Annotated in this window: 12 protein-coding genes and 1 pseudogene; 7 read left to right on the plus strand and 6 right to left on the minus strand. The window is 69.4% G+C overall.

The window, feature by feature from the left end; translation table 11 throughout:
• The 4 genes and pseudogenes from ON26_RS17565 to speD all read left to right on the plus strand — a co-directional run.
• A pseudogene (locus ON26_RS17565) lies at positions 1-325 on the plus strand (PAC2 family protein); the annotation flags it as partial.
• 17 nt (positions 326-342) lie between these two features.
• Positions 343-2,850, plus strand: coding sequence for a DEAD/DEAH box helicase (locus ON26_RS17570; protein WP_040797270.1), 2,508 nt, complete (start codon positions 343-345; stop codon positions 2,848-2,850).
• Between the two features lie 121 nt (positions 2,851-2,971).
• On the plus strand, positions 2,972-4,075 hold the full coding sequence (locus tag ON26_RS17575; RefSeq protein WP_040797271.1) for a type III PLP-dependent enzyme: 1,104 nt from the start codon (positions 2,972-2,974) through the stop codon (positions 4,073-4,075).
• An 8-nt stretch (positions 4,076-4,083) separates the two neighbouring features.
• Positions 4,084-5,292, plus strand: a complete 1,209-nt coding sequence (speD, locus tag ON26_RS17580) for an adenosylmethionine decarboxylase (protein WP_040797272.1) — start codon at positions 4,084-4,086, stop codon at positions 5,290-5,292.
• Positions 5,293-5,373: 81 nt separating this feature from the next.
• On the opposite strand, the gene ON26_RS17585 is transcribed toward speD, so the two are convergent.
• A complete protein-coding gene (locus ON26_RS17585) occupies positions 5,374-6,285 on the minus strand; it encodes a hydrogen peroxide-inducible genes activator (protein WP_040797273.1) in 912 nt (303 codons plus the stop codon).
• Positions 6,286-6,387: 102 nt separating this feature from the next.
• Here ON26_RS17585 and ON26_RS17590 point away from each other — a divergent pair, with 102 nt between their 5' ends.
• Positions 6,388-6,975 carry a peroxiredoxin gene (locus ON26_RS17590; protein ID WP_040797274.1) on the plus strand — a complete coding sequence of 196 codons (588 nt, stop codon included), beginning with the start codon at positions 6,388-6,390 and terminating at the stop codon, positions 6,973-6,975.
• Positions 6,976-7,073: 98 nt separating this feature from the next.
• Positions 7,074-7,613 (plus strand): alkylhydroperoxidase, AhpD family, encoded by a 540-nt coding sequence (gene ahpD / locus ON26_RS17595; RefSeq protein ID WP_040797275.1) that lies wholly within the window; start codon positions 7,074-7,076, stop codon positions 7,611-7,613.
• A gap of 130 nt (positions 7,614-7,743) precedes the next feature.
• On the opposite strand, the gene ON26_RS17600 is transcribed toward ahpD, so the two are convergent.
• On the minus strand, positions 7,744-9,372 hold the full coding sequence (locus ON26_RS17600; protein WP_040797338.1) for an acyl-CoA synthetase: 1,629 nt from the start codon (positions 9,370-9,372) through the stop codon (positions 7,744-7,746).
• Between the two features lie 186 nt (positions 9,373-9,558).
• Complete coding sequence (locus ON26_RS17605; RefSeq protein WP_040797339.1) at positions 9,559-10,194, minus strand: Pr6Pr family membrane protein; 636 nt, start codon at positions 10,192-10,194, stop codon at positions 9,559-9,561.
• A gap of 127 nt (positions 10,195-10,321) precedes the next feature.
• Here ON26_RS17605 and hrpA point away from each other — a divergent pair, with 127 nt between their 5' ends.
• Complete coding sequence (gene hrpA / locus ON26_RS17610) at positions 10,322-14,716, plus strand: ATP-dependent RNA helicase HrpA (RefSeq protein WP_040797276.1); 4,395 nt, start codon at positions 10,322-10,324, stop codon at positions 14,714-14,716.
• Positions 14,717-14,767: 51 nt separating this feature from the next.
• Here hrpA and nrdR read toward each other — a convergent pair whose 3' ends face one another.
• The 3 genes from nrdR to ON26_RS17625 form a co-directional block, all read right to left on the minus strand.
• Complete coding sequence (gene nrdR / locus ON26_RS17615) at positions 14,768-15,238, minus strand: transcriptional regulator NrdR (protein WP_040797277.1); 471 nt, start codon at positions 15,236-15,238, stop codon at positions 14,768-14,770.
• Between the two features lie 114 nt (positions 15,239-15,352).
• Positions 15,353-16,597 (minus strand): hypothetical protein, encoded by a 1,245-nt coding sequence (locus ON26_RS17620; RefSeq protein WP_040797278.1) that lies wholly within the window; start codon positions 16,595-16,597, stop codon positions 15,353-15,355.
• Between the two features lie 109 nt (positions 16,598-16,706).
• Entirely contained in the window at positions 16,707-17,135 is a 429-nt protein-coding gene (locus ON26_RS17625; protein ID WP_157171928.1) for a hypothetical protein, read from the minus strand.
• Positions 17,136-17,330 lie beyond the last annotated feature (195 nt).

Below are 17,330 nucleotides of genomic sequence, written 5' to 3' on the forward strand. Positions count from 1 at the left end.
CCTGGCCCAGACCGCCTACCCGGCCGCCGCGCAGACACTGCTGGAGAACGTGGCGGGCAATGCGGGCCTGGAGCTGCCGCTGGCCGCGCTGGGTGAATCCGCGGCGCGGGTGCTCGAGCAGGTGAACGAGCACATCGCGGGCAATCCCGAGGTCGAGACCGTGGTGCAGGCGCTCGAGCGCCAGTACGACAGCTTCGTGACCGCGCAGGAACGCCAGTCCAGCCTGCTCGCCGCCGATCAGGAGCTGCCCAGCGGCGACGAACTGGGTGCGGAGTTCGAACGTTTCCTTGCCGAGCAGGCCGGTTACGACAACGACGAGGACTGATCCGTAAGCTGCTCGGAGTGGATCTGACCGAGCTGCTCGACATTCCAGGGACCGACGCCGACGCGCTGTACGAGTCGTTCGGCATGTGGGCCGCCGAGCAGGGCACGCCACTGTATCCGGCGCAGGACGAGGCGGTGCTCGAGCTCGCCGCCGGAGCCAACGTCATTCTGGCGACGCCCACCGGTTCCGGTAAGTCACTGGTCGCGGTGGCCGCCCACCTGTTCGCACTGACCCAGGGCATCCGCAGCTACTACACCGCACCGATCAAGGCGCTGGTCAGCGAGAAATTCTTCGCGCTGTGCGAGGTGTTCGGCGCGGACAAGGTCGGCATGGTGACCGGTGACGCGGCGGTCAACGCCGATGCGCCGATCATCTGCGCGACCGCCGAGATCCTGGCGAACCTGGCGTTGCGCCAGGGCGCCGACGCCGAGGTCGGCCAGGTCGTGATGGACGAGTTCCACTTCTATTCCGACCCGGATCGCGGCTGGGCCTGGCAGGTGCCGCTGCTGGAGTTGCCGCGCGCGCAGTTCCTGCTCATGTCGGCGACGCTCGGCGCCGTCGACTTCTTCGCCGAGGATCTGCGGCGGCGCACCGGACGCGAGACCGCGATCGTGGCCGGCGCGGAACGTCCGGTGCCACTGCATTTCTCGTATGTGCGCACGCCGATCACCGAGACGCTCGAGGAACTGGTCACCACCCATCAGGCGCCGGTCTATGTCGTGCACTTCACCCAGGCCGCCGCGCTGGAGCGGGCCCAGGCACTCACCAGCGTCAATTTCGCCACCCGCGCCGAGAAGGACGCCATCGCGGCGGCCATCGGGAATTTCCGCTTCGCCGCCGGCTTCGGCAAGACGCTGTCGCGGTTGATACGTCATGGCATCGGCGTGCACCACGCGGGCATGCTGCCCAAGTACCGCAGGCTGGTGGAGAAGCTCGCCCAGGACGGATTACTGAAGGTGGTGTGTGGCACCGATACTCTCGGTGTCGGCATCAATGTGCCGATCCGCACCGTGTTGCTGACCGGTCTGACCAAGTACGACGGTGTGCGCACCCGCAGGCTGAACGCGCGCGAATTCCACCAGATCGCCGGACGCGCGGGCCGCGCGGGCTACGACACCGTGGGTTCGGTGGTCGTGCAGGCGCCCGAGCACGAGGTGGAGAACGCGCGGCTGCTGGCCAAGGCGGGCGACGATCCGAAGAAGCAGCGCAAGGTCCAGCGGCGCAAACCGCCGGAGGGTTTCGTCTCCTGGAGCGAGGAGACCTTCGATCGTCTGGTCGCGGCCACGCCCGAGCCGATGGTGTCGCGCTTCAAGGTCACCAATGCGATGCTGCTGAACGTCATCGCCCGGCCCGGCAACTGCTTCCGGGCGATGCGCCATCTGCTCGAGGACAATCACGAACCGCGCCCGGCCCAACGCAGGCACATCGTGCGCGCCGTCCGGCTGTACCGCGCCCTGCGCGACGCGGGCGTCGTGCAGCAACTCGACGAGCCCGACGCTCAGGGCCGCTACGCCCGGCTGACCGTGGATCTGCAGCGCGATTTCGCCCTCGACCAGCCGCTGTCCCCCTTCGCCCTGGCGGCGTTCGAACTGCTCGACAAGGACTCCCCCACCTACACCCTCGATGTCATCTCGCTGATCGAGTCGACGCTCGAGGATCCGCGCCAGCTGGTGATGGCCCAGCAGCACAAGGCGCGCGGCGAGGCGATCGCGGAGATGAAGGCCGACGGCATCGACTACGACGAGCGGATGGAACTGCTCGAAGAGGTGACCTGGCCCAAGCCGCTGGCCGAGCTGATCGAGCCTGCCTACGAGACCTACCGCGCCGGCCATCCGTGGGTCTCGGAATTCGCCCCCTCCCCGAAGTCGGTGGTGCGCGACATGATCGAGCGCGCCATGACCTTCGCCGAGCTGATCTCCTACTACGAGCTGGCCCGCTCGGAGGGCGTGGTGCTGCGCTACCTGGCCGACGCCTATCGCGCGCTGCGCCGCACCGTGCCCGATGCGGCGCGTACCGAGGAGCTCGACGACATCGTGGAGTGGCTCGGCGAGCTCGTCCGGCAGGTGGATTCGAGCCTGCTGGACGAATGGGAACAGCTCACCGACCCCGGCGCGGAGACCGACGCGGATCAGGTCGCCTTCGGCGCGGAGAGCGTCCGGCCGATCACCGCCAACGAGCGTTCCTTCCGGGTGCTGGTACGCAACGCGATGTTCCGGCGCGTGGAGCTGGCCGCCCGCAGGCGCTGGGACGAACTGGACGCGCTCGACGAAGACGGCATCGGCCCGGACTGGGAGAGTGCGCTGGAACCGTACTTCGCCGAGTACGACGGCATCGGCACGGATCAGAACGCCCGGGGGCCGCGGTTGTTCCAGGTCGAGCAGCGCGCGGGGTTCTGGGATGTGCGCCAGACGCTCGACGATCCGGCGGGCGATCACGGCTGGTCGGTGCGCGCGGTGGTGGATCTGGAAGCCTCGGATGCGGCGGGCGAGGTCGTGTTCGACGAGGTCACGGTAGTGGCGGGCTGACCGCGAAAGCGTCGGCGGCCGGACGCCGACGAGCGGCGGCCACGGATTCGTTTCCGGGTCGGGGCCGCTGATACTCTCTGCGCTGCTGCCCACGCGAAAGTGCCCACGCGAAAGTTCAACTATGCCCGAATCTCCGTACCTTGTCATCCACCCGGAGCGTGTCCGCCGGAATTACCGCGCACTCGATGCCGCGATGTCCGGTCGTGCGCGCATCCGGTACGCGGTGAAGGCGAGTCCGGTGCCGGAGCTGATCCGGTTGCTCGACGACGAGGGCGCGGAGTTCGACGTGGCGAGCATCGGCGAGATCGCGCTGTGCCTCGAGCTGGGCGTGGCCGCCGGCAAACTCTGCTATGGCAACACGGTGAAGAAGGCCGCCGACATCGCTCGCGCCTACGCCGACGGGGTACGCCGCTACGCCTTCGACACCGAGGAGGACCTGCTCCGGATCGCCGAGCACGCGCCGGCCTCGGAGGTGGAGTGCCGCTTCCTGGCCTCGGCCCCGCAGTCGCGTACGCCCTTCGGCACCAAGTTCGGCTGCGCGCCCGAGGAAGCGCTGCGGCTGCTGGTGCGCGCCCGCGACCTCGGGCTGTCTCCGGCCGGGCCGTACTTCCACGTGGGCTCGCAGCAACTGGACCCGAACGCCTGGCGGATCGGCATCGAGCAGGCCGGGCAGATCGCGAAAGCGCTGGCCGACAAAGAGATTCCGGTCACCTCGGTGAACATCGGCGGCGGGCTGCCGATCGCCTACGCCGACGCCGCGCCAGACCTCGGCGAGATCGCCACCGTGATCACCGAGACCGCCCTGCGCTGCCTGCCCGCGGACGCCGCCCTGGTCGTCGAACCGGGGCGGGCGCTGGTCGGCAACGCGGGCACCATCCACGCCGAGGTCGTCGCGGTGCGCATCGCGCCGGACGGGCGGCGCTGGGTCTATCTCGACATCGGCCGCTACAACGGAATGGCCGAGACGGAGAACGAGTACATCGCCTACCGATTCGTCACCGAACGCGACGGAGACCCCGTCGACGAGGCGGTAGTGGCCGGTCCTACCTGTGACGGCGACGATGTACTGTATCAACGCACGCGGGTCCTTCTGCCGACCACGTTGCGAGCCGGTGATCGCGTCCAGATCCTCGACACCGGCGCATATACCGCGAGTTATTCGTCGGTGTCCTTCAATGGTTTTCCGCCCTTGACCGTTCATGTCTCGGGCGCTGAGCGAGAGTGAGTTTGCCTATGACGGCGGAATTCACCGGTTGGCATGTGCTGGCCGAGTTCGGTGGTGTCGACACAGACCTGTGCGACGATCTCGAACGACTCGAATCGGCGTTGCGTGAGTCTCTGATCGCGGCGGGCGTCACCATCTGCGATGTCGTACACAAGAAGTTCGAACCGCAGGGGGTGACCGTCCTCGCGCTGTTGTCGGAGTCCCACGCCTCGATTCACACCTATCCGGAGTCCGGCGAGATCTTCGTCGACGTCTTCACCTGCGGCAGCATCGGTGCGGGCGCGACGAAGGCCGTGGACCTGCTGCGGGACGCACTGTCCCCGAAGACGGTCCATACCCGGGTCATCCAGCGCGGGCACGGCTCGCAGCGGATCGAAGAGCCGGTCGGCGCAGGCCTGACCAGGATCTGGGATCTGCACGAGGTGATCGTCGATACGAACACCCCCTTCCAGCACATGGTGATCGCGCGTACCGAGCAGGGCATCAGCCTGTTCTCCGACGACGACCGTCAGTCCACCGAGTTCTCCCAGCTCACCTACCACGAGGCCATGATGGTTCCGGCCTTCGTGCTCGCGGAGAAGCTGGACTCGGTACTGATCATCGGCTCCGGCGAGGGCGTGGCCAGCCAGATGTCGGTCGCGGCGGGCGCCACCCGCGTGGACCATGTCGACATCGATCAGCTCGAGGTCGAGCTGTGCGCGCAGCATCTGCCCTACGGCTACACCAGCGACGAACTCGCCGCCGCCGTGCGCGGCGAGGGGCCGATCACCGTGCACTACGCCGACGGCTGGGACTTCCTGGCGAAGGCGCAGCAGTCGGGCACCCGCTACGACGTCATCGTCATCGACCTGCCCGACGAGCGCGTGGAGGATGCCCAGCACAACCGTCTGTACGAGGCGGAGTTCCTGTCCCGCTGCAAAGCGCTGCTCGCGCCCGGCGGGGTGCTCAGCGCGCAGGCCGGCTGCGCGACGATGTGGCGCAACGAGACCCTCGAACGGTCCTGGAAGCGGTTCCACGAGCAGTTCGGCACCGTCGTGCACTACGGCAGCGACGAGCACGAGTGGTCGTTCCTGTTCGGCCTGGTCGACAAGATCGACGATCCGGTGCCCGGCATGGTCGACCGCCTGGTCACCCTGCCGTACCGCCCGGAGACGGTCGACGCCCGCGCCCTCGTGCGCGGTGCGATCGAACCGTACTCGTTGCGCGCGGGTCGCTGAACCCTCGCGAATCCGCCTCGACGGCGTCGGACCGCTACGGCTGTCCGGCGCCGTTCGCGTTCGCGCATCCGGCCGCGCGGGTCACATCGGCCGGTGCGCCCGGATGATCGCGGCCAGGTATTCGTAGTCCGGCGCGCGAGCGCTCGAGGACCGGAACACCAGCCCGATCGTGCGCCCCGGCGCCGGGGCGGCGAACCGCGCGACTTCCAGTCTCCCGCGCCCGGTCTCGGTGGCCACGGCCATCTCGGGAATGAGCGTCACGCCGAGCCCGCCGGCCACGCACTGCACCACTGTCGCCAGAGAGGCCGCTCTGGTGTCGCCCCCAGCGGGCGGTGGATCCACCGATGTGCTGCGACACAGTTCCAACGTCTGGTCGCGCAGGCAGTGCCCTTCGTCGAGCAACAGCAAGGGCAACCCGGACAGTACGGCGGGAGCCAGGTCGGCCCGCCCTGCCAGCGGGTGTCCGGGGGGTGTGACCAGCACGAATTCTTCGGTGAACAAGGGAATCTCGGTCAGCCCGGGCCCGTCGCCGGGCAGTGCGAGCAGCGCGACGTCGAGTACGCCGGTGCGCAGCCCCTCGAGCAGCCGGGCGGTCTGGTCCTCCACGATCTGCGGCACCAGGGTGGGCAGCCGGTCGAGCAGCGGCCGGAGCAGGCCCGGCAGAATGTAGGGCGCCACCGTCGGGATGATGCCGATCCGCAACGGCCCGCCGAGGACGTCGCCGGTGGCCGAGGCGACGAAGCGGTCGGCGGCTTCGAGGGTGGCGATCGCCTGCGGCAGCAACCGCATTCCGGCGGCGGTGACGAGCACCCGCCGGGTGCTGCGTTCGATCAGCTGCAGTCCGAGCCCGTTCTCCAGTGCGGCGAGCGCCTGCGAGAGTGTGGGTTGACTCACACCCAAACGCGAAGCGGCCGTGCCGAAATGACGATGCTCGGCGATTGCCGCGAACGCACGCAGCTGTGACAGGGTCGGCTGATAAGTCTGATCGTTCATACCTATCAGTCTAGTGCCACCCATCACCTTTACCTTTTGAAGCGTACTCGGCAAGATTGGTACGGAAGCGTGAATTCACCGAATAGAACGAGGAGAAACAGCATGGCCCTGCTGACCATCGGCGACCAGTTCCCGGCGTACAACCTCACCGCGGTGATCGGCGGTGACCTGTCGAAGGTCGACGCTCAGCAGCCCGACGACTACTTCACCCAGGTCACCAGCGACGACTACGCGGGCAAGTGGCGCATCGTCTTCTTCTGGCCGAAGGACTTCACCTTCGTCTGCCCCACCGAGATCGCCGCCTTCGGCAAGCTGAACGACGAGTTCGCCGACCGCGACGCCCAGGTGCTCGGCGCTTCGGTGGACAACGAGTTCGTGCACTTCCAGTGGCGCGCCCAGCACGAGGATCTCAAGACCCTCCCCTTCCCCATCCTGTCGGACCTCAAGCGTGAGCTGGCCACCGCGACCGGTGTGCTCAACGCCGACGGCGTCGCCGACCGCGCGACCTTCATCGTCGACCCGAACAACGAGATCCAGTTCGTCTCGGTGACCGCCGGTTCGGTCGGCCGCAATGTCGACGAGGTGCTGCGTGTGCTCGACGCCCTGCAGTCCGACGAGCTGTGCGCCTGCAACTGGAAGAAGGGCGACCCGACCATCAACGCCGGCGAACTGCTCGCCGCCAGCGTCTGAGTCGAACCGACCCACCCCTCCCATCTCCACTCCCTTCGGGGAGCTCCCACCCCTGCCGCCCGACGGACGGCGGCCTATCGCGAAAGAGGTCATGAAGAATGAGCGTTGAGAACCTGAAGAACTCCCTCCCCGAGTACGCCAAGGACCTCAAGCTCAATCTGTCCTCCATCGCACGGACCACCGTGCTGAACGAGCAGCAGCTGTGGGGCACCCTGCTCGCCTCGGCCGCGGCCACCCGCTCGGCCACCACGCTGCGCGAGATCGCCGAGGAAGCTGCCGACGTGCTGTCGGAGGAGGCCTACAACGCCGCCCTCGGCGCGGCCTCGATCATGGGCATGAACAACGTGTTCTACCGGGGCAAGGCATTCCTGGACGGTCGCTACGACGACCTGCGGGCAGGTCTGCGCATGCAGATCATCGGCAACCCGGGCGTGGACAAGGCCGATTTCGAGCTGTGGTCCTTCGCGGTCTCCTCGATCAACGGCTGCGCGCACTGCCTCGAGGCGCATGAGCACACCCTGCGTGAGGCGGGCGTGTCCCGTGAGGTGATCTTCGAGTCGCTGCGCGTCGCCGCGATCGTGGCGGGCGTCGGCCAGGCCGTGCAGTCCACCGAGGCGCTCGCCGCCGCGTCGGTCTGATCCGGCAGTTCCACCCGAGCACGAAGGCCCGCCGCTTCCGCGGCGGGCCTTCGCCGTTCTCCGGCTCGGCTTCGCGGGCCTCGGAGGTTTTCGCCGATCCGGCACGGGTTTTCGCCGCTCCGGCGTCCGGTCATGGCAGCTCGCGCAACTGTCGCACCAGCACCTTGCCGCTCGGATTCCGCGGCAGTTCGTCGAGGAAGAGCACATCGCGCGGCACCTTGTAGCGGGCCAGCCGGGTGCGCACGTGGTCTCGGATGTCCTCGGCGCTGAGCACGTGCCCGGCGCGGAGGACCACGGCCACCCGCAGGCGCTGGCCGTATTCTGCGTCGTCCACTCCGAACGCACTGACATCGGCCACCGCGGGGTGCGCGGCCAGCAATTCCTCAACCTCGCCGGGGAAGACGTTCTCACCGCCGGAGACGATCATGTCGTCGTCACGGCCGTCGACGAACAACCGGCCCGCACGATCGAAATGCCCGACGTCACCGGTGGACATCAGTCCGCGCACCCGCTCCTTGTCACCGCCGCCGGTGTAGCCCTCGAACTGGTAGTCGTTGCCGACGAAGATGCGTCCGGTCCGCCCGGCGGGCACCTCACGACCGTCGTCGCCGAGGATCTTCACAACCGCACCGGGCACCGGAGGCCCCACGCACCCCGGCGCGGCGGCCAGATCGGCCGGGGTCGCGATGGTCGCGTAGGCGGCTTCGGTGGAGCCGTAGACGTTGTAGATCACCGGTCCGAACGCCTCGACCGCCCGTTCGTACAGCGCCGCGCCCAGTTGCGAGCCGGCGACGAACACGACCCGCAGCCGCGACAGGTCGTAGCGGGCGCGCGCATCCGGGCAGGCGTCGACCATGCGCGCCAGCATGACCGGCACCACGACGAGGGTGTGGGCGCGGTGCGCGGCGAGGCTGCCGAGTACCGCGCCCGGATCGAACCGGCGACGGATCACCAAGGTGGAGCCGAACCCGACCGCCATCATCGCGTGCGCGAAGCCGAGGGTGTGGAACAGCGGCGCCGGGCATTCGACAACCTGTCCGGCGCGCAACGGAACTCGGCCGAGTATGCCGCCGAGCGGGGTCAGCGAGGTCGGTTCACCGCGCGGGGCGCCCTTCGGCGTTCCGGTGGTTCCGCTGGTGAGCAGCACGATCCGGGCAGTGGTGCGCGGGCTGCGAACCGGGGCGCGCGAACCGCCCGCGATGAGGTTGTCGAGGGTGTCGATCGCCGGGCTGTCGGTCCACGCCCGATAGCGGCCGCGGCGCGGGCGGTGCTCGCCGAGCAGCGCGGTGAACTCGTCGTCGCAGACCAGCAGATCCACCTGTTCGCGGGTCATCACCTCGCGCAGCTGCCCGGCCCCGAAATCGGTGTTGAGCAAGATGATTCGAGCGCCGCACTTGGCAGCGGCGAACACCGCATAGTGGAAGCCCCGGTGATTGCGGGTCAGCACGGCCACTCCCTCGCCGTCGCGCAGGCCGCGGGCCCGCCAGGCATTGGCCAGCGCCGTGGTGCGCTCGTCGAGTTCCCGGAAGCTGACGCTGCCGCGCTCGTCGATCAGCGCGGCGCGGTCGCGGTACCGCAGCGCGGCCACCGTGGCCAGGCCGCCCAGCAGGCCCGAACGCGCCACCGCCAACCCCATCCGGGCGAGCCGGTCGGGCCGTTCCGGGGTCACCAGGCCTGCCCGGACCGCCAGTCCCGCCGCGTAGGTCTCGCCGACGACCCGCCGGACGATGCCGGTGCCCGCCGCCACCGTCTTCGTCACCGCGCTCCCCTCACCCCACACGCTCACACACCTCCTGGACACCGGTCACCGGACGCGAAATCCCCGGCACACCTGCGTGTTCCGCCGCGCGGGCGCACGTTCCGAGCACGCACCATCCCGAGTCCCGCGACGAATGTCTCCACCCTAGGTCGCGGCCGAGGCGCCCGTCGAGAGACAGCGCGCCGATCAGGACACCGAGACCGGTTCGCGCCGATATGCCGCCAGCCCGCCGAGCGCGACGACCGCGACCGCCAGTAGGGCGAATACCCCCGCCAGCATGATCAGCCCCATCGTCAACGAGACGTAGCCCTGCGTGCGCGGGTCGAGAAACGGATACGGATACCAGTCGACGACCCGCCCCCTGGCCAGCGTGTAGACCGCGTAGCCAGCCGGATAGAGCAGCCACCCGCCGATCAACCGGCCGGCGATGCCGAGCGCGACCGGAGCGACAATCCAATCCGCGACCAGCACGAGGGGCAGGATGCGGTGCAGGATGTCGTTGATCCACCGGTCGGTGAGCATGACGTCGACATCGGCCAGCAGTATCGCGTAGACCACGCCGGTGATCATCAGATACAGCGTGGCCGCGCCCCGGACGAGCTGCCAGCGCCTGCCACTCGGGTCACCCAGACCGCCGATCAGCAGCACCAGCACGCCCAGCACCGCGGATTGGATGGTGAAGTAGCTGACATAGTTCGCGCCGGAGAACTCGCCTTCGCCCCGGTTGCGCAACGGTATCCACGCCAGCGCCATGACTCCCAGCAGTGCGAAGACGATGCGCGACCCCCGAATCCACCGCGCGGTGCCCGAACCGGCGTCCATGCGCCGATCCTCGCACACCGGAACCGCCCGGACCGGCAGATCGAGCCGGACGGCGAACCCCCGGTTACCGTGTGCGAGAGCCGCGGCGGACAGCCACACCGGCCCGCCCGGTAGTCTGGTGGATGCAATGACCAGGACAGCTACCACCGGAACCCGCGAGCTCCGCACCCGCCTGGCGAATCTCTCCCTCCGCGACGAACACCGGCTGCGCCGTAGGCTCGACCGCGCACGGGCCGCCGACCTCGACGGGATCGCCGCCGATATCGCCGCCGCCGAGGCACGCATCGAGTCCAGGCGCGCGTCGATCCCGCGAATCAGCTACCCGGAACAGCTGCCGGTCAGCGCGCGCCGTGACGACATCGCCGCCGCCATCGCCGCCAACCAGGTCGTCGTGGTGGCCGGTGAGACCGGCTCGGGCAAGACCACCCAGATCCCCAAGATCTGCCTCGAGCTCGGGCGCGGCGTACGCGGAGTCATCGGCCACACCCAGCCGCGCAGGCTGGCGGCCCGCACGGTCGCCGAGCGAATCGCCGAGGAGCTGGGTACCGAGCTCGGCGAGACGGTCGGCTACACGGTGCGCTTCACCGATCAGGTCTCCGAGAACACACTGGTCAAGCTCATGACCGACGGCATCCTGCTCGCCGAGATCCAGCGCGACCGGCTGCTGCGACGCTACGACACGATCATCATCGACGAGGCGCACGAACGCAGCCTCAATATCGACTTCCTGCTCGGCTACCTGGCGCAATTGCTCCCGCAACGCCCGGACCTGAAGGTGATCATCACCTCGGCCACCATCGACCCGGAACTCTTCGCCCGCCATTTCGCCGCCCCGGACGGCACGCCCGCACCGATCGTCGAGGTCTCGGGCCGCTCGTATCCCGTCGAGATCCGCTACCGGCCGCTGAGCCTGGAACTGCCCGCCGCCGAGGCCGACGACGAGGACGATTCCGAGGCCACTGTCGTCGACCGCGATCCGGTCGACGCCATCGGCGAGGCCGTGCGAGAACTCTTCGCCGAGGGCGATGGGGACGTGCTGGTGTTCCTGTCCGGCGAACGCGAGATCCGCGACACCGCCGATGCCCTGCGCGACCTGAAACTGCCGCGTACCGAGATCGTGCCGCTCTACGCCCGGCTCTCGGCAGCCGAGCAGCACAAGGTTTTCGCTCCGCACACCGGCCGCCGGGTGGTACTGGCCACCAACGTCGCCGAGACCTCGCTGACCGTGCCCGGCATCCGCTACGTGATCGATCCCGGCACGGCGCGCATCTCTCGCTATTCGCTGCGAACCAAGGTGCAGCGGCTGCCGATCGAACCGGTGTCCCAGGCCTCGGCCCGCCAGCGCTCGGGCCGCTGCGGTCGCGTCGCCGACGGCATCTGCATCCGGCTGTACTCCGAGGAGGACTTCGAGTCCCGGCCCGCCTTCACCGAACCGGAGATCCTGCGCACCAATCTGGCCGCGGTCATCCTGCAGATGACCGCGCTCGGCCTGGGCGACATCGAGAAGTTCCCGTTCGTCGAGGCACCCGACCGGCGCGCCATCCGCGACGGTATCGCTCTGCTCCAGGAGCTGGGCGCGCTCGCGAACCCCGGGACCGGCGACAGTGCGACGGACGGCGCCGGTTCCAGTGGCGCGGCTTCGAGCAGCGCCGATCGGGGCAGCGCTGATCCGGGCAGCGCCGACGGGCACGAGGCTCCCGGCGCCGGCGCTCGTGCCGAGGGTACGGAATCGGCCGAGCCGAGCTCGGCGCACGCGGGGCGCGCATCACACGGGAGGCCCCGCGGCCGCGAGGGCGCGGGCGGGATGGCGCTCACCGCGATCGGCCGGGAGATGGCCCAGCTGCCCGTGGATCCGCGGATGGCGCGAATGCTGGTGCAGGCCAACCGGAACGGATGTCTGAGCGATGTGCTGGTCATCGTCGCGGCGCTGTCCATCCAGGATGTGCGCGAGCGGCCCGCCGACCATCAACAGGCCGCCGACGCCCGGCATGCCCGATTCGTCGTGGAGGGCTCGGACTTCCTGGCCTTCCTGCGACTGTGGGACTACCTCACCGAGCAGCGAAAGTCCCTGTCCTCCAACCAGTTCCGACGGATGTGTCGTGACGAGTTCCTGCACTACCTGCGGATCAGGGAGTGGCAGGATCTGCACGGCCAGCTGCGGACCATCACCCGCGGGCTCGGCTGGTCCTCGGATCGCCGGGATCCCACCGCCAAGGATTCCTCCGCACGCGGCGCTGCGCCCCGGCAGCCTGCCGGACCGGAAGCCGGGCGTGGCGGTGAGACGGAAAAACCGGGTGATTCCGGGGAACTTCCGCGCGGATCGTCGTCACGGCGAGGCAAGTCCGGAAAGCTCCGGGCGGCTTCCGCGGACTCCGGTCCGCGCCGCGGCGCCCCGCGCGTGCAGCAGGCCGGTCCGGGCGCCCGGCGCGGCGACTCGACGGCGAGTGAATCCGGTGTGCCGGAGGGTGATTGGGATTCCGCCGCGATCCACCAGTCGCTGCTGGCTGGCATGCTCTCCCATATCGGCGTCCGGGAAGCCGAGTCACGCGAATTCCTCGGCGCGCGCGGGGCGAAGTTCATGATCTTCCCCGGCTCGTCGCTGGCGAAGAAGCCGCCGCGCTGGGCCATGGCCGCCGAGCTGGTGGAGACTTCGCGCCTGTGGGGCCGGATGGCGGCGAAGGTGGAGCCGGAATGGGCCGAGCGGCTGGCCGGGCACCTGGTGAAGCGCACCTACTCCGAGCCGCACTGGTCGGCCAAGCGCGGCGCGGCGCAGGCCTACGAACGGGTCACCCTGTACGGCGTTCCGCTGGTCACCGGGCGGCCGGTGGATTACGGGCGCATCGATCCGGAGCTGTCGCGGGAGTTGTTCATCCGTCACGCCCTCGTGCAGGGCGAGTGGCGCACCGAGCACCGGTTCTTCCATCGCAACCGGGAATTGCTCGAGGACGTCGCCGATCTCGAACACCGCGCCCGGCGCCGCGACATCCTCGTCGACGACGAGGTGCTCTTCGAGTTCTACGACAAGCGCGTTCCCGCCGATGTCGTCTCGGCGCGTCACTTCGACAGTTGGTGGAAGAAGGCCAGGCGGGAGAACGCCGAGCTGCTTGACTTCACCACCACGACCGTCGTCAACGAGACCGCGGCCGCGTTGGACCCCACCGACTTTCCCGACGCCTGGCGACAGGGCGAGCTGAGCTTCCCACTCACCTACCAGTTCGAGCCGGGCCAGGACGACGACGGCGTGACCATCCGCATTCCCGTCGAACAACTCGCGCACGTCCGGCCGGTCGGCTTCGACTGGCTGGTGCCGGGCATGCGCGCCGAACTCGTCGGCGCGCTCATCAAAACGCTGCCGAAATCGCTGCGACGCAGCGTGGTTCCCGCGCCGGACTTCGCGGCCGCGGCGCTGGCGGCGCTCACTCCGCGCGCCGAGCCGCTGCGCATCGGCCTGGCCAGAGAGTTGTCCAGGCTGGGCGGCGTCACGATCGCCCCCACCGACTTCGATCCCGCCGCGCTGCCCGCGCATCTGCGGATGACCTTTGCCGCCGTCGACCGATCGGGCGCGGCGCTCGCCTCGGGCAAGAGCCTGACCGAGCTGAAAACCCGACTGGCCGAACAGGTCTCCCGATCCGTCGCCCGAGCGACCGCGGGAGCCGAGCGCGCGCCCGCCACGGTGTGGACCTCGGAGTCGCTGGGATCCGTGCCCGAGAAGGTGCGCAGGCAGGTCGCCGGTCAGACGGTGACCGGGTATCCGGCGCTGGTTCCGGAGGGTGAGGGTGTCGCGGTCCGGGTGCTCAGCTCCCCGGCCGAGCAGGCCGCGGCCATGCGCTCGGGCACCCGTGCCCTGGTTCTGCAGGCGATCCCGACCTCGGTGCGCACCGTCACCTCCGGTCTCACCTCGGCCGACCGGCTCGCGCTGAGCCAAAATCCGTACGGATCGCTCGACGCCCTCGTCGAGGACTGCCGCGCCGCCGCGGCCGAGGAACTCATCGCCGCCGCGGGCGGGCCGGTGCGCGAACCCGAACGCTTCCAGGAACTGCTCGCGGCCGTCCGGCCGCGGATGGCGAGCACGGTGGCCGCATTCGTGCGGCTCGTGGTGCCGGTGCTGGTTGAAGCCCACCGGCTGTCCACCGCGCTGGCGCAGACGAGAGAGGCCGACATCGCCGAGGACGTGCGCGCGCAATCGGACGAACTCGTCTTCCCCGGTTTCGTCATGGAATTCGGCCGTGTCCGGCTGCGGGAGGTGCCCCGCTACCTGCGGGCCGCCCGGATGCGACTCGAAGCGCTGCCCGGATCGGCCGTGCGCGACCGCCAGGGCATGGCCGAGGTCGACCGCGCGATGGTCGCCTACGACCGGTTGTTGCAGGCGTTGCCCGAATCCCGGCGCACCGCCCCGGACGTCGTGGAGATCTGGTGGATGATCGAGGAACTGCGCGTGAGCCTGTTCGCCCAGAAACTCGGCACCCCGTACCCGGTCTCGGCGAAACGCATCGAGAAAGCCGTCAGCACGATTCGCCGCTGATACGCGGCGGCGCGGGCCGCGCTCGGTCGCAGCCTTCGGTCCCGCCGCCGTTCAGTCCGCCGAGGCGCCCGCGCCCGCCCTGGCCGCCCGCATGGCGCTGATCTCGCGTTCGAAGTCCTCGGCAGAGGTGAACGACCGGTAAACCGAAGCGAAGCGCAGATAGGCCACCTCGTCGAGATCGCGCAGCGGGCCGAGGATGGCCAGGCCGACCTCATGGCTGGGGACCTCCGGAGAGCCCTTGGCGCGAACCGCGTCCTCGACCTGCTGAGCCAGCATGTTCAGCGCGTCGTCGTCCACCTCCCGCCCCTGGCAGGCACGGCGCACGCCACGGATGACCTTCTCACGGCTGAACGGCTCGGTGACGCCGCTGCGCTTCACGACCGACAGGATGGCGGTCTCGACGGTGGTGAACCGGCGCCCGCAGGTGGGGCAGGAACGCCGCCTGCGGATGGCCGCACCTTCCTCGGCTTCGCGCGAGTCGACGACCCGGGAGTCGGGGTGTCGGCAGTACGGGCAATGCATCCGAGGTCCTTCGTCCGTGCGTGCCCCTCGCATCCGGTCACCCCCGTGGGTGGCCGAGCCCGGCGAGCACGTTGTCCAGGCAGGTAGGCAGTATGCCGAGTTTACCTGCCGAACTCAGGACAGCACTTGCCACTGCGTGCCGAGATCGGCGAGCAGGTCGGGCAGACGGGCGATCAGCCTGCCGTTCGCCAGCTTCTGCCAGTGTGATTCGCCCAGTACGAGAGCCGCCAACGGCCGGTTCGTCATCAGTTCGATGTGCCGGGGAACCAGGTCGCCGGTGATGTAGGCCCAGCGGCTCTCGCGGTCGGCCCAGTTGAAATCCGGCAGTGGGGTACGCAGCGCCAGCTCACGGCCATCGACGGTGGCGCGCACGGTGGCCGGGGAGAACACCCCTGGTGCGCGCACCCCGGGCACGCCCGGCTTGGCGGCGAGGGTGCTGATGTAGGTGAGCACCCGGCCGATGCCGTCGCGACCGGAGGAGGTGACATCCCACTGGTCGGCGACGATCCGGTTCTGCTCCCGGTCGGTCATCCGGATCAACGCGTCGATGTAGCCCTCCTGGGTGCCGCCGTCGAGCGCGCGCCAGCCGTCCCGCAGATCGGCGTCGAGCACACCGGCCGCGGCGAGTTCCTCGACGGCAGCCAGGCCTCCGGCGAGGTAGGCCTCGTGCATCGGCACCAGATCGGTGAAGATGTGCTTCTGCATGATCATCAGCCGGGTCCGGTACCAGTCCACGTCCGCGGCGGACAACCGTGCGCCCTCGGTGACCAGCGTCGCGATGTCGGCGGGCAGTCCTTCGACCAGTTCCGCCGGAGTACCTGCCAGCGCGTCGGCCACACCGTTGCCGATCGCATGGACGCCGGGAACGTCGAGCACCCGGCCGATGTCTCCGGCGTCGAAGAAGCCGGAGGCGAAGGATCCACCGGCGATGGCCGCCAGACCCGCCCAATAGAAGCCGGGATGCGCGGCTGCCAGGCGCAGGTAATTGACGTAGACCTGGTTGAACGTGTGCTCGTTGGGCCGCACCCCGTGGCCGGGATCCCAGGCCACGGGGTCGATCTGCGCATTGCCGAGCGCGACCACGAGCCAGTACTGGTGCAGCAGCGTCGCGTACCGCGAGGGCGCGATGCCGTCGGCGCGCGCCGCCTCCAGCGCCGAACGCAGCGCCGGCTCGTCCAGTGGCAGCGCCGGATGCAGGCCGCCACCGGCCTCGCCGTCGCCGTTGACGGTCGGCAGATCCAGATACCGCGCGTAGGCAGGCTGGGCGGAGGCCGCGGGCAGCCCGGCGACGAGGACGGACAGGCACAGCAGGAGCACGGAGCAGGCCCGTACGGCATATCCGGTGGTGCGCGGCGTCATCGAGAGAGCCCCCGAAGGTCGATCATGGCAGGGGAACTGCCTGGGTCACATCCGCAGCACAGTAGCAACACGTTTCAGAAAGAAGCCAACTTCTGAAAGAACAACCAGCTCAGGGCTGCCATACACGAGATGACACGTGTTCGATCTCGTGCGGAAGTTCGGACAGGCTGTAGCTCGCCGGCGACGACGGGGCGGCGAGGGTACCCGCCCGCCACTGCGTCAGCAGCAGCATCGCGACGACGAACAACGCGGTGACCAGCGCCGCCACCGCCAGGATCGCGAATCCCACCTGCGCCCGCTCGACGCGGGCGGCAGACGAGGGAAGATGCGGACGACGACGCGGCGCGACGCGGACCCGGTCGTAGCGCACCGGCGCGCCGCCCGGCCTGCCGACCAGCGGCCGGCGGTCCACCTGCCGCACCCGCCGCACGTCGCGACCGGCGACGCGTCGCCCACGCAGCGGAAGGACGCGCTCGCCCTCGCCGCCGGACCCGTGAGCACATGCCACCGCCGGGAATACCACGATGTCGCCGCTCACCGCGGAACCTTGCGCGATGCCGCGAGGCCGCACGCCCGGCAGCCCCGGCGCCGAGATCGAGCCGCGACCCCGCGCGGTTGCGGATAACGCTGCGAGGGAACGGATCTGGTGGTTCATCGGCCAAAACCTCCGTGGGGGCTCCGTGGGAATTCCAGGGAAACCGTCGTGATGGGGATATCGGCGGGGGACTCGCGG

Origin of the sequence: Nocardia higoensis NBRC 100133 (assembly GCF_000308595.1) — a bacterium.
Lineage (GTDB): Bacteria > Actinomycetota > Actinomycetes > Mycobacteriales > Mycobacteriaceae > Nocardia > Nocardia higoensis.

Excerpts from the sequence above, each read along its gene's own strand:
- hrpA (WP_040797276.1), top strand. The coding sequence starts at position 10,322 with ATGACCAGGACAGCTACCACCGGAACCCGCGAGCTCCGCACCCGCCTG.
- ON26_RS17575 (WP_040797271.1), top strand. The coding sequence starts at position 2,972 with ATGCCCGAATCTCCGTACCTTGTCATCCACCCGGAGCGTGTCCGCCGG.
- ON26_RS17620 (WP_040797278.1), bottom strand. The coding sequence starts at position 16,597 with ATGACGCCGCGCACCACCGGATATGCCGTACGGGCCTGCTCCGTGCTC.
- ahpD (WP_040797275.1), top strand. The coding sequence starts at position 7,074 with ATGAGCGTTGAGAACCTGAAGAACTCCCTCCCCGAGTACGCCAAGGAC.
- ON26_RS17590 (WP_040797274.1), top strand. The coding sequence starts at position 6,388 with ATGGCCCTGCTGACCATCGGCGACCAGTTCCCGGCGTACAACCTCACC.
- ON26_RS17585 (WP_040797273.1), bottom strand. The coding sequence starts at position 6,285 with ATGAACGATCAGACTTATCAGCCGACCCTGTCACAGCTGCGTGCGTTC.
- nrdR (WP_040797277.1), bottom strand. The coding sequence starts at position 15,238 with ATGCATTGCCCGTACTGCCGACACCCCGACTCCCGGGTCGTCGACTCG.
- speD (WP_040797272.1), top strand. The coding sequence starts at position 4,084 with ATGACGGCGGAATTCACCGGTTGGCATGTGCTGGCCGAGTTCGGTGGT.
- ON26_RS17605 (WP_040797339.1), bottom strand. The coding sequence starts at position 10,194 with ATGGACGCCGGTTCGGGCACCGCGCGGTGGATTCGGGGGTCGCGCATC.